This window comes from Salegentibacter profundi (genome assembly GCF_054121475.1).
In genome coordinates, this window is the sequence record NZ_JBSYGG010000008.1 from 136,001 (window position 1) to 148,968 (window position 12,968).

Below are 12,968 nucleotides of genomic sequence, written 5' to 3' on the forward strand. Positions count from 1 at the left end.
ACAGAGGATCCTAATAAACTTTTATAAAGATTAATCACCTCATAAGTATCTAAATTAGGTAATTCAGTTTGAGAAATGTCCATTGAATTATCCGGCCCAGCATCAAAATCTTCACAGGGATCAATGCATTCCTGAAATAAATAATTGAAATAATACCAATTACCATAGCTTACAAATTGATCTCCCGCCCAGGTTTGTAATTTTTCCTCTCCATTTTGAAATTCTGAGTACGATGCTACAGCGATTTGATCAGAATATTCAGAGATAGGAAATTTAAAGGTGTAAGCGCCAACAGGTGGAAAAAATTTCATATCGTACTCCATATGTCCTGGAGGTAGATTACCCTTTCCTTTAAGAGGAAAGTCACCAATGTCCCCGGCCACATGTAGCCGAATTCTAGTAAGTTCAAAATCATTTACTGATGTTACACTGATGTAAATAAATTCTTCATCGTTCGTAATTTCCATTACCCCGGTCTCATCAAAAGGATATGAGATTGATTCACACCCATCTATCTCTACAGCAGCAGAAACTTCCTGGATAGTCTCATCAACAGGAAGAAAGTCATCCTCTACAGAACAAGAAAAGATAACTGCTGATACCAGAATTGCCCCAAACTTTTTCATGATATCTTAATTATATATACTTATCTAATTTACCGAATAAGGAGCATATCTTCCAGTAAATCAATGATTTTTCGATATCAAGTAATGAATTCAAGACAAGAAGATCGGATCCGAAATAACAAAGCTATTCTGATGTTTTTTTTGAAAGATTTTCCTCTAAAACATTTGTTAAAATCCCAATATGGTTAGTTTATTGGGATGATCTACCACTTAGTTTTAACTATATTTGAATCATAATTAAACTTGAATGCAGAAAAATCTCATCATTTACGGAAGGGGAAACTTTGCTGAATATATTCGTTATGCCTTCGATCAAGATAGCGATTATGAGGTCAAAGCTTTTTGTTTAGAAGGTTCTTATCTTGAAAATGTAAAAGATGGAACGCAAAACGGACTAGATATCTTAAATTTTAATACTTTGGAAGAATCCCACCCTCCATCGCATTATGACTTATTCATTGCAATCGGTAATGACTTATTAAGGGAGCGTATTTTTAAGGAAGCAAAATTAAAAGGGTATAGACTTGCTAACTTTATCTCTTCTCAGGCAACAGTTTGGGAAAACATAAAGTTGGGCACAAATGTTTTTATATCGGAAGATACAGCCATACAACCGTTTGTTACTATTGGCGATAATACCATAATGATTGGTCCAAGAATTGGCCATCATTCAAAAATAGGAGATCATGTGCTTCTCAGCCTTTCTTTTATAGGAGCTAATTCAAAAATTGGTAATAATTCCTTTTTGGGTCTTAATTCGGCTATAAAACCCAATACCATTATAGAAAAAAGAAATATTATAGGTATGGGCTGTAATATTACTAAAAACACTAAGGAGAACGAAGTGTACTCCTCTACAACTGCGAAAAAAAGGAACCTTAGCTATCAGGATTTAAATGGTAAATATTTGTAGCTAATTGTAATATGGACTTCCAAAATTTTAAGGCAAAATTCCAAAAAGATATTGTCGAAGAATTTCCCAACCAAGTCAATAAGGAACCATTAGTTTCTATAATCGTACTAACTTATCAGCACGTCGATTTTATTGCCCAGTGTTTGGATAGCATTCTTTGTCAAAAGACGGAATTTCCGTATGAAATAATTATCGGTGAAGATGCTTCTTCTGATGGTACTACGGAAATTGTCAAAAGCTACGCTAATAATTATCCTGATAAAATTCGTCTTTTTTTACAAAACCCACTCAATAAAATTAAGGTCTTAAACATAACTACTGGTAATTTTAATGCCGCCTATTGTTTTTTTCAAACTAAAGGTAAATATATTGCATTTTGTGAGGGTGATGACTTTTGGACCGATGAGTATAAACTCCAAAAACAGGTTGATTTCCTTAAGGTTAATACTGAATTCGTTTTAAGTTTTCATAGTTATAATAAAAAATATGAAATAACTGCGCCACAGGATGAAACGTATTTGCAACCAAAAGTTGATATTGGGAAAAATGAACTTATATTTTTGCGCGAACATCCTTTATTACTTACCACCTGTTTTAGAAATGAACTAAATGGCATTCCAAAAGAATTACTGGAAGTCCTTAATCTTGATACTTTCTTGATTAGTATCCTAGGGAATTATGGAAAAGCACACTATCAGGAAGAAATAAGACCTGCAATTAGCAGGAAGCATAGTGGTGGAATCTGGAGTTCCAAATTCAGGTTAAATCAACTCGCTTTAAAACTCAATACTTTTAGAAAACTTGAAGAATATTATAAAAACTGTAATAAGCAGGCTTATAGCCATTTCAAAAAAACAAGAAAGTCTCAGGCAAAAATGCTGATTTTTATAGCTATAAAACAGATGGATCAAAATACCTTAATTTATGGAGTTAAGAATTATTTAAACTAATTTTAATTCAAAAACTTCTTTTGGTCATTTTACATTTTTCCATAGTTTTCCACGTAAAAAAGGGATTGAAATAAATAAAATCCTAAGACCATTTTTGAACCCAGGTTTTATTTTAAAGGCTTTAATAAAAAAATCTCTGCTTTCTTTAAAATTACCTTTTATAGCAAGTCCTACGCCTACTACGCCTAAATAATCCCTATGTTTTTTAGGGTTCTTTAGGAACCAAGGCTTGTGTTTTTCCAGGAGAGCTAATGTTCCTGATAGTACAGCCTGGTTATTATTTCGTATACGGTTTTTTGAGTGCTCATGAACCCTAATTAAAGCTTCATCAATATGGATAAAATTAAAATTGTTATTTAAAATGTAAGGTGAAATTCTCAAGATAAGATCTGTATTTAATCCTGATTTCAGCCGGGGATCAAACCCACCAACTTCCTGAAGCACTTTTTTCTCAATGCAGAGTGTTCCTGATTTAAAATTTACTTTAATATCAAGATTACCCATTTCTTGTGGTAAAATAATATCTTTGGTTTTTAATTGTATTCTTTCGTAACCACAAGAAATTAAACTATAATTCTTCAGGATTTTCTCATTTATTTTCTCCAGCCAATCCGGAAATGCCTCATCATCACTGTCTATAAAGGTTATATATTGAGATTTCGCTCTTCGAATACCTTCATTTCTTTTATCCCCTGCTCCGGAATGTTTAAAATAAAAATAGGTAATTCGGGGATCATCATATGTTTTTACAACCTCCTCTGTATGGTCAATTGAACCATCATCCAGAATTATTAATTCCCAATTCGAAAAGCTTTGTGCTAATACACTTTTTATCATTCGCCCTAAAAAATGGGCACGATTGAAAGTGGGTGTTATAATTGATATCGCAGGAGACATGAAATTAGATTAGGTTAGACTATGCTTGTGTTAGGTACAAGATCTTTTAGTTTAAAGTTGAAGATGGTGGAATAGTTTATGTATGCTAACTAATTCCTGGAGCTGAATTAGCTCCAGCCATATTCAGTGAGTGAAATCCGAATTTATTCTTACAGGATTGAAAATGCTTTAATAAGTCCTCCAGATCCTGAAGATTATTTCCAGGTTTTCCTCCAAAATTATGCGGATGCCACCACAAATGATAGATCTCGTTATTTTTAGCTGCTGTACTCATTTCAGATTTAATCCTTTTAATACGCGTATTGTCTAGAAAATTATTTCCGCAATTTGGCCTTAGTAATCTACTAGCCTTTTGCCCGGTTATTCCAGGAGCTATTTCAGGAATATCCATATAAGATTTGTTATTAATTCCAATATAAGCATCTCCAGTTCTAAAAATTTTCTGCTGAATACTATCTTGCTGGGTATTCTCCCAATACCAAACCTCCGGATTGATCCTAACAGTCTGTAAACCAATATCTTTACAGACTTCAAGATAATTTGAATTGTATTGATTCCTGGGAAAAACCAAAGATTTCAACTTTATTCCAGATTTCTTTGCCAGTTTCCCGGATATTTCCAAATCGGCTCTAAAGCTCTCCGGACTTTGGCCAGGCTCTAAACAGTAATAATGGGAATAGGTATGAGTTCCTATTTCCTGTCCAGGAATATCATTAATCCGTCTTATGAGATCTGGAGCAAAACAAAGTTCTTCCGTCTCTGTACTCTGAATTGATTTACCGTATAAATATGCAGATAGGTTCCTATTATCATATTCAGGCAGTATTTCAGGAATATTTTGGTTCCACTCCTCCCAATTCTCATTAAAAAGCATTCCCACTGTAGCCCAGGTGCATTGAACTTCATATTTTTCAAAAAGATTAAGAATTTCAGGAATAAGTTTTCTGGTATTCCGAAAATATTCTTTCTTTTCCCTCCAGTCGACCTTATCAAACACTCCCCACAGTAATTCAAAATCTAATGATATTATCAAAGCACCATTCTCCATTCTTTACATTTAAAATTGAACTAACAATTATTTTATCCTTTATAGACTTAAACCTTCCCCATTCGCCCTCCGAAGTTTTAGCGAAAGAGGAACTTTATCAAAAACTCCCCAAAGCAGTTCGAAATCAAGGGATACACCAAAGCTCCATTTTCCATTAAAAATCAATTTACTAAAAAATTATTTGCACAAACTCAGAGCTAACAAAGTGGGAACACACTTATTAATTAAAACTCCTGCCACCTATTTCAGGGATTTACAAGATTATACACTAAACAATGAATGTTCTAAAGCAAAAATCTCGAAGGGCAACCGAAAAACCGAGAACCCACAACTGAAATTAACTAACTATCGACTCACGTAACTTCATTGCTTCTAAAGTTTTCTTTCTACGTTTCAATTTCATAATCCTATCATACTTCTTCTGCGCCAAATAATAATAGATGACAAAAAAAAGAAAATACATTACCATCGACTTCTGACGCATAATAATACCCAGGTTGGACATCACAAACGACATTGCTATTGATGCCAGCAAGAATACAGTAATACTCATCTTAACACTGATTGGGGCCTTTTTCAAAAATCTTAAAAAATCTTTTTTAAGTATTTTAAAAAACAAAAAAAGATAAATTAAATTCTCCACAGATACTATCAAACCTAATAATCCTGGAGCGTCCAAAAACAAAGGCCTAAACCAAAAAGTAAATAATTTTAAGGGAAGAGGATAATTAGCCATGGCAACTCCTGAGCCGGATTTAGATAACTCTCCTGCTCTGTCTTCTGAAAAATCCTCAAATCCCTGTACTAAATTCTCTGACTCATTTAACCCAGCCACACCCAAAATCGTATCCTGGACAAAAAGAAGACTTCCTATCATTCCTATATAGATCAAAAGCTTTTTCCAAAATGCAATCTTTTCTTTCCCGGTCATAAATCCCAATACTGTTCCCGCTGCTACAAATAAAAAAACATGGGGTCTGATATAATAGGTAATCAAAGAGCCAAGCAATAAAGTAATCCATCTCCTTTTTGGATCCTTTATGGCATAAGCAAACAGCATCAATCCCATAAAGATCGGTGCTCCTTTTCCAAGGGAGGCAGTCCAGAAATGCATATTAGGTAGAAAAAGAACAAGAGTAAGAAAATCTATATTAAACACCCTTATTTTAATGGGGATGTTTTCCCGGAAAAACATATAAGCATATAAAAAACCTATATATCCAAACCAGGCGAAGAGCACCATCATCATTTCATAACTAAACCCCAAAATATTAATAAATGGCCAACCTATAAAGTCTATAAAGGTCGTGCTAGTGCCAAAATATTCAAACCAACTATCCTTCCATTGTGGCCTCTCATAGTATAGTTTAGAATCTGAACGGTTAAAAGTTGCATAAGCGTAATAAACAAGAAGAAAAAATATGTGATAGAAATAAAGCCCATTCATAAGTTTTTTTAAAAAAAACCTATGTTTTTTCTCAAAACCGCTAAAGAGTATCTGGTTGATGAGAAAAAGGACTAAAATGAGAACAAGAGCTCCTATCATAATCTAAAATAATTCAAGATCACCCAAACTATAAGCCCAGCTTTTTAATTTTAAAAATTCAGGTTGGGAAAGGTTTATAGGTTTAAACGTAAGTACGGGACCAAAATTCCCGGTAATCCCAGCTTTAAAATGAAGTCCAAAATCGGGGGATATACTTAAAACCTTTGCCCCCGATGTTTTTGCTGATTTCAGAATAGCCGATTTAGCAGATTTCCTTCCTGCTTTAGAAATAATAGCTTCTGAAACCCTAAATTCCTTGAATCTTTTACGTTCTTTAACGTACCCCGCAATAAAATATTCTTTACCAAAAATCACTAAATAATTTTGTAACGGATTATTCAGATAGCGCCATTTTAAATAATCCATATCTTTTGGGGTAAAAAGTCGGTTAACTGCTTTTAATTCATTGAAATAAGAACTAAGAAGTCCTTTAACAATATTTTCATTTCCTGATATTCCATAATCGAATTCTTTCTTTTTAAGCTGTAATAAATTCAGGGGGCGCAACTGTATTTTGAGCTTATTAACTTCTTCCCATCCCATTTTGAGATAGCCCGGTTTACTTTGGGCATTTGGGGTATTAAAAACAAAGTGATCTCCACGTTCCTTTCCTATCTCTAAAGCTTTTAAGGTGAGTTTCTTAAAAATTCCTTTTCCCTGGTGATCAGGATGGGTCGCGGTATCCACCGCCCGAAATGCTGAGTACACCTGCTCCCCTTTTTGCCATTGCCATCGCATAAAAGCTCTCACGCCAATAATTTCACCTTCCTCTTCCGCAACCAGCACCAATGACTCCCCAAAAGGGTTAGCTATATGCTTATACCTCCAGACCTCCTCCGTTTTTTTAGAAGAAATTTCTCCCAGACTGGCTTTTAAAACCCTTAAGATTTGTGGGATGTCATCGTGAGTGGCTTCTCTAATTTTCATTTTTATCTTTTTGATTTCATGGATTTTGACGGACTATTCGGATTTGGTGAAGATGCTTATATTCTTACTTATTTCTTCAAACTTCATGTCCCCATGACTACAAGTCCCTTCTTCTCTATCTCCCAGTCCCCAAATACGTCACTCCTTCTCAAGCCAGCATTGGACCCTGAACCTTAAACACTAAACTCCTTATAAAGGTTTTCCAACTCCTCAACCATAGTTGCAAGGCTAAATGCCTCAATAACCCTTTTTCTGGCTGCTAATTTATATCTAACTAAATCTGACGGTTCATCTATCAGGCTTTGAACTTTAACTGAAAGCTCCTGCCAATCATCCACCGAAACAACCAATCCATCTTCTTTATTCCTTACAACCTCTTTTATACCGCCAGCATCGGTAGATACTACTGCACATTCCATACTCATGGCCTCCAGAAGTGCAATGGGTAAACCTTCAAAAGAAGAGGACATCATAAAAATATCCATGGCCCCAAAATAAGGTTTTACATCTGTCTTCAGACCGGGAAAAAACACAAACTTTTCCAGCTGAAGTTCACTCCATTCCTTTTTGACCTCCTCCTCCAAAGGTCCGGCCCCCACAATTATTCCGTAAACATTTGGATTCCGTTCCCGAATTTTCTTCATTATTCTTAACCATTCCACAAGCCGTTTCTGAAATCGGAATACAGCAACATTTCCAATTACTATCGCGTCTTTAGAAATTCCTAATTCTCTTCTGATTTCAGAATTATCTGTTTTTTGAAAAGACTCAGTATTGACTCCGTTCAATATGGTTCGAACCGGAATTTTAGGTTGAATATTTTTTTTGATGGAATTGGTGACATCTTGGGATACCCCTAGTGCCAAGCTTTGAAAATTAAAGCTAATTTTGTTGATACTTTTAGTTGCGATATGATAACGCTCCTGCATATTATGCTCGGTATAGATCACCGGAATTCCAGTTTTTTTATGGACTAATCTCCCCACAAAGCCAGCCCATGGAAGATGACAATGAATAATATCTATTTTATGCTCTTTACAGTAGCCTATAATTCTTTTATATTGTAGTAACAACCAAATATTATCTTTTGCCTCGAAGCAGGTCACTTTCCCAGCAGCATCTTCAATTGCTCCCACCATCTGATCCTTCCAGGGAAGAAAATAGATATAATGAAAATCCAAATCTTCTTTATTATGCAGCTTAAGGGTTTCGGGTAACAACATCTCTGCTCCCCCTCTCCCCAACGATTTTATTATGTGAAGAACTTTAATTTTTGCCATAATTCGATTAATGCCGCAAAGTTAAGCCAATCCTTTTTGCTACCAAGATTTTTGAATTTAATTAAGAAAAAACAGGAACTAATGGAAAATCGGTAAAGATCGATAAGTATCCAGGAATTAAATTACTTTTTCATATAACCTATCAAATTCTTGAATCAAACTTTCATTCAGGTAATTTTTTAGAACTAAGCTATGAGCCTTTTCAATCCTGCTTGAATTATCTCCATTCAAAACCTGAATAATAGCTTTTGAAAATTCGTTCTCATGGTCTCTTTCAATTAGAATTCCTGTATCTGCATTTACAATTTCACTGATGCCGCCTATATTATTGGCAACCACAGGAGTTTTACAATACATAGCCTCAAGTAGGACTCCGGGTAATCCTTCAATGATGCTTGGTAATACTAAAACATCCGCTTTCGATATCATAGGTAAAGCATTTTCAATAAAACCATAAAATTTCACTTTATCTTGTAAATTCTGTAATGAAACCTCCTTTTCAATCGAATCTCTTAGTGGTCCATCCCCTACAAGGTGGAGAATAACATTTTCATTTTGAATTAAAACCTTTTTAAAAATACGAATAAGACCCTTATGGTTCTTTTCAAAGCTAAATCCCCCTACATGAATAATATTTTTTTTGTTCTCAGGAAAATTAAAGCAGGCTCGAATAGTAGTTTTCTCTAATCCTATAGGTATGACCTCGGTTTTATCTTTAAGAAAAGGGAAATGAAGCAATAAATCATTTTTTGAAGCCCTTGAAACCGAAGCTACAGCATCTATATGCTGATATAAAAAGGAATTAATTTTTTTTTGATAACTTCTATTTAAATATCTTCCCACCTCACTTGCATTTCTAAAAATTATAGGAACTTTCCAACCAAATATTTTTTTTGAAAACACCGCATATTTCAAAGTATCCCCGGCATTGGCCTGTATAATATCCGGGTTAAATTCCCTAATTATCTTATTCAATTTTTTCCAGGCCTTATAATCCAGGAATCTCAATTTAGAGGAGGCTTCCAGACTCTCTACTTCCCCTTTCCAGGGTATATTTGCGCTCCCCGAAAAAATCGAAACCAATTTTACAATATTTCCTTTATTATTTTGATGATTAGCTAACTGACTCGCAAAGGTTTCAGCTCCGCGATTCTGAGGTTTTTGAATTAAGTGAAGAATTCTTAGCGTTTTTTCCTGAACTTCTCTCGATTCCCACTTTTCTTTTGGAACAATAGCATTTAAATAAAAGCTCTCATATTCCGCTACCACTTTAGCAAGTTCAAATTTTTCAATTGCCTTTTTCCGTGCATTTTGAGCCAAAAATTGATATTTTTCCGGATCCTTTAGAACCTTTATAATATTCCCAGCCAACTCAGCAATATTCCCTTTTTCATAGATTAATGCACAATTCTCATCCACACATTCCAGATTCTCTGGAATGTTAGAAGAAATAATTATTCTTTCGGCCATCATAGCCTCTATAAGCGCGCCAGGTAGACCTTCGGAATAGGAAGGATAAAGAAAAATATCAGCTTTAACCAAAAGTTTTTGAATATTATCAATTCTCCCTAAAAAACGAATATGGTCATGAACCTCTAATTTGTGGGCAGCTCGCTCCAAATTTTCCCTAAAACTGCCGTGGCCCGCAAAAACTAGTTGAATTTTAGGATATTTCTTAATTATTTCCGGCATAGCCTTTAGAAGGTCCAGTTGCCCTTTTAAAGGTATTAACCTACTAACATTTAATAATATTTGATTTTGGTTGTTTAAATATGGAAGATTACCCTGAACCTTTTGGGAATCAAAGTCTGCACTTTTTCTGCCTCTGTAGATCACACTAACCATATTTGTTGCTATTCCTAAAGTCCGGGAAGTACGTTTCTTTATTGTATTGGAATTTGAAATAAAGTGGTCTACCACGGAGGCAGATCGTTTATCCAAATTTTGAAAATAGGAGAGTTTAAGTCTATCCAGTGTATCCTTTTTCCTAAACCTTTCCGGGGAATAGGCATTGCTTACAAAGCTACCTACTAAAAATATTTGAGGGAATACTTTTTTTAATTTCCTGGCTATAATCTCAGAACGAAACAAAGTAGCATGAACAATATCGGGTTGCTCCTGGATATAAATGGCTTTTAGCTTTTTAACTGCAGAATTAAAGGCATATTTCTTCGTTAGATCCAGAGAGTGAACCCTTATTCCGGCCTCTTCTAATCTGGCCTTGAGCATATCACCTTGATAAATATGCACAAAAACCGGGGTTACTTTTTTAAGGTGCCTGGTTATTTCCACCAAACTCTTTTCCGCCCCATATCCTTCAAGGGTATCAATTATATAAAGGACCTTTAGCTTTTTCACACACCAAATTTTTCTAAGATCCTGTTATATAATTCTTCATGTTCCCGGGCAACGTTTTCAATTTCGAATCTTTTCTCAGCCTCCTTCTTTGCATTTTCCCCTAATTTCTTCATTTCTTTCGGGTGAGATAGTGCCCACAGGATTTGTTGAGCCATATCCTCAACATTTTTAAGTTCAAATAAACGAGCAGAATAATTATCCTTTACTGACTCTTCGATTACAGGAATTCGGGATGCCAGGATAGGTGTGCCCATAATCATTGCCTCAACTAAAGCTCCTCCCTGACCCTCATAATGAGAAGGAAAAAGGAACAGATCAGCAGTTCTTAATAAACCGGGAACATCGTTTCGATTGCCCAAAAGCTTGACATTATCTTCAAGTTCGAGGTCCTGAATAAGATTCTCAAACAACTGCCTGTCATGGCCTTCCCCTGCAATTAGATATTGAAGGTTTGGATGCTGGCCTATTACCTTCTTCATTGCACAGATAGACTCCAAGTAACCTTTTCTTTTAAGAAGTCGTGAAACGGTTAAAATTGTAGTTATATTATTATATTCAGATAATTTAAGAGTTTGCTCTTCAGCTTTCGCTCTGAATTTTTTTATATTTCGCCCCCTGTAAATAACTTCAACATCTTTAGGGTCTATTCCCAATGCATTGGTATTAGATGGAATAATAGCACTTGTAAGAGACATGAAAGCATCCGCTTTTGGGGCTGTAATCCTATCTATTGTTTTATACAGATGCAAGGCTATTTTTTGCCTTAATGGTATTGATTTAAACCGTTCAGAAGAATAACTATCATTTACGAAGCTGTTCAAAACCGGAATATTATTTCGTTTCCCTAAAACTCTGCTAAATTGTTCGGCCCTGAATAGGGTAGCATGAATAAGATCAGGCTTTTCTTTTTTAATAATAGCGTCTATTTTCAGTTTCCCTCTTGTCCAGTTAATTCTGCCTTCAAGATTTAGCGTATAAACCTTAATTCCGGCTTTTTCAAATCTATCCTGCAAAGTATTCCCCTTGTAGATACTTACTACCAAAGGCTTCCAGGCTTTTAACCTGGAAGATATTTCCAAAATACTGGTTTCAGCTCCCCCGACTTCCAGGGTATCTATAAGGTATAATACTTTTGGCATTTATTTAATTTTTATTAGTAATCTGGTTTATAGAGGTTTTTTACATAAACCCCACTTCCATTATAATTAAGAATTTTACAAGGATTTCCCGAAACTACAGCATTATTAGGAATATCCCAGTTAACGTAACTAAGTGGTGCAATAAGAACATCGTCTCCAATATTAATATTACCAACAACTACCGCATTAGCTCCTATCCATACCCTATCTCCAATTTTCGGACAACCTTTAAGTCTCCCTCTGCTTACATTTCCAATGGTCACACCATGGGTAACATTACAATTATCTCCAATTTCAACACCCTGATTAACTATAATATTCCCATAATGGTTTAACCTGGCTATTTCGGAGTGATGGTGCCACCTGTTTCGGTCAAACAGTGCCACTTTGAAAGATACTGCAATTATATAAAAAATTAATGTTACTCGTTCTTTAAAGCTCCTTTTCTTAGTGATTCTCCTTTGAGGTCGATCCGATGCGAGGAGTTCACGATCCTGTCTAGGATAGCGTCTGCAATAGTTCCTTCCCCAATAATATCATACCAGGCGGATACAGGTATTTGTGAAGATATAATTGTGGAAGCTTTGTTGTACCGGTCATCGATGATATCCATCAGTGTTTCCCTGGCGTGGTTATCAAAACTCTGCAGGCCAAAGTCATCGAGGATCAGTACATCCGCTTTAATGAGTTTCCCAAGTTCCTTAAGATAAGTGCCATCCACTTTACTCAGTTTTAATTTCTTAAAAAGGCGGGCAGTATTGGTGTAAATGGTTTTGTATTCCATCATACACCCCTGATGACCTAAAGCCTGGGCCAGGTAACTTTTGCCAACCCCGGACGCCCCGGTAAGGATAATATTTTCCTTTCTGGTGATAAAATCCAGTGTCCCCAGGCGGGTAAACATGTTCTTGTCCAGGTTTCGTTGCTGGGTGTAATTTACATCGGCCAGGTTCGCCTCTTGTTTAAAGCCGGCCTGTTTTAAGAGCCGCTCTATCTTCCGGTTCTGCCGGTCTTCCCATTGGTGATCGATCAGCAGAGCGAGGTATTCATCAGCAGTGATATTCTCTATACGATTGTCCTTTATGTGCTGCTGGTGCAACTGGGCCATAGCCCCCAGGCGCATTTGTTTAAGTTTTTCAATAGTCTGATTGTTATTCATATTCATTGGATTTAAATGGTTTATTATTTATATGCAGAAGCACCCCGTAAGTTATCGTGTTCCGGGATGTGTGGTTTATCTTCTTCGAGGTCCTGGTAAAACAGGGAGCTTTGGTCCAGATTATT

The 12,968-nt window shown here is 35.6% G+C and carries 12 protein-coding genes; 2 read left to right on the forward strand and 10 right to left on the reverse strand.

The features are described 5' to 3' along the window. On the reverse strand, positions 1-626 hold a 626-nt coding region (locus tag ACW6NC_RS11570), incomplete at its 3' end, for a hypothetical protein (RefSeq protein WP_457866201.1). Between the two features lie 247 nt (positions 627-873). On the opposite strand from ACW6NC_RS11570, the gene ACW6NC_RS11575 reads away from it, so the two are divergent. Then, complete coding sequence (locus tag ACW6NC_RS11575; RefSeq protein WP_457866204.1) at positions 874-1,539, forward strand: acetyltransferase; 666 nt, start codon at positions 874-876, stop codon at positions 1,537-1,539. Between the two features lie 11 nt (positions 1,540-1,550). Continuing rightward, entirely contained in the window at positions 1,551-2,489 is a 939-nt protein-coding gene (locus tag ACW6NC_RS11580; RefSeq protein ID WP_457866206.1) for a glycosyltransferase family 2 protein, read from the forward strand. A gap of 24 nt (positions 2,490-2,513) precedes the next feature. Here ACW6NC_RS11580 and ACW6NC_RS11585 read toward each other — a convergent pair whose 3' ends face one another. The 9 genes from ACW6NC_RS11585 to istB form a co-directional block, all read right to left on the reverse strand. Next, positions 2,514-3,386, reverse strand: a complete 873-nt coding sequence (locus ACW6NC_RS11585; protein ID WP_457866207.1) for a glycosyltransferase family 2 protein — start codon at positions 3,384-3,386, stop codon at positions 2,514-2,516. Between the two features lie 85 nt (positions 3,387-3,471). Continuing rightward, a complete protein-coding gene (locus ACW6NC_RS11590; protein WP_457866209.1) occupies positions 3,472-4,434 on the reverse strand; it encodes a polysaccharide deacetylase family protein in 963 nt (320 codons plus the stop codon). Between the two features lie 337 nt (positions 4,435-4,771). Further along, positions 4,772-5,881, reverse strand: coding sequence for a hypothetical protein (locus tag ACW6NC_RS11595; protein ID WP_457866211.1), 1,110 nt, complete (start codon positions 5,879-5,881; stop codon positions 4,772-4,774). A 102-nt stretch (positions 5,882-5,983) separates the two neighbouring features. Further along, positions 5,984-6,907, reverse strand: a complete 924-nt coding sequence (locus tag ACW6NC_RS11600) for a GNAT family N-acetyltransferase (protein WP_457866214.1) — start codon at positions 6,905-6,907, stop codon at positions 5,984-5,986. A 173-nt stretch (positions 6,908-7,080) separates the two neighbouring features. Beyond that, positions 7,081-8,187, reverse strand: coding sequence for a glycosyltransferase (locus ACW6NC_RS11605; RefSeq protein WP_457866217.1), 1,107 nt, complete (start codon positions 8,185-8,187; stop codon positions 7,081-7,083). A gap of 117 nt (positions 8,188-8,304) precedes the next feature. Continuing rightward, entirely contained in the window at positions 8,305-10,545 is a 2,241-nt protein-coding gene (locus ACW6NC_RS11610; RefSeq protein ID WP_457866219.1) for a glycosyltransferase, read from the reverse strand. After that, complete coding sequence (locus ACW6NC_RS11615) at positions 10,542-11,684, reverse strand: glycosyltransferase (protein ID WP_457866221.1); 1,143 nt, start codon at positions 11,682-11,684, stop codon at positions 10,542-10,544. The genes ACW6NC_RS11610 and ACW6NC_RS11615 overlap by 4 nt, the downstream gene beginning before the upstream one ends. Positions 11,685-11,698: 14 nt before the next feature. Next, positions 11,699-12,070, reverse strand: a complete 372-nt coding sequence (locus tag ACW6NC_RS11620; RefSeq protein WP_457866222.1) for a hypothetical protein — start codon at positions 12,068-12,070, stop codon at positions 11,699-11,701. Between the two features lie 35 nt (positions 12,071-12,105). Further along, positions 12,106-12,843: an IS21-like element helper ATPase IstB gene (gene istB, locus ACW6NC_RS11625; RefSeq protein WP_075327970.1), complete on the reverse strand. Its 738-nt coding sequence runs from the start codon at positions 12,841-12,843 to the stop codon at positions 12,106-12,108. Positions 12,844-12,968 lie beyond the last annotated feature (125 nt).

Bases quoted from the DNA above. Each gene is read 5' to 3' on its own strand.
- ACW6NC_RS11590 (WP_457866209.1), bottom strand. From the start codon at position 4,434: ATGGAGAATGGTGCTTTGATAATATCATTAGATTTTGAATTACTGTGG.
- ACW6NC_RS11585 (WP_457866207.1), bottom strand. From the start codon at position 3,386: ATGTCTCCTGCGATATCAATTATAACACCCACTTTCAATCGTGCCCAT.
- ACW6NC_RS11580 (WP_457866206.1), top strand. From the start codon at position 1,551: ATGGACTTCCAAAATTTTAAGGCAAAATTCCAAAAAGATATTGTCGAA.
- istB (WP_075327970.1), bottom strand. From the start codon at position 12,843: ATGAATAACAATCAGACTATTGAAAAACTTAAACAAATGCGCCTGGGG.
- ACW6NC_RS11575 (WP_457866204.1), top strand. From the start codon at position 874: ATGCAGAAAAATCTCATCATTTACGGAAGGGGAAACTTTGCTGAATAT.
- ACW6NC_RS11605 (WP_457866217.1), bottom strand. From the start codon at position 8,187: ATGGCAAAAATTAAAGTTCTTCACATAATAAAATCGTTGGGGAGAGGG.
- ACW6NC_RS11615 (WP_457866221.1), bottom strand. From the start codon at position 11,684: ATGCCAAAAGTATTATACCTTATAGATACCCTGGAAGTCGGGGGAGCT.
- ACW6NC_RS11595 (WP_457866211.1), bottom strand. From the start codon at position 5,881: ATGAATGGGCTTTATTTCTATCACATATTTTTTCTTCTTGTTTATTAC.
- ACW6NC_RS11600 (WP_457866214.1), bottom strand. From the start codon at position 6,907: ATGAAAATTAGAGAAGCCACTCACGATGACATCCCACAAATCTTAAGG.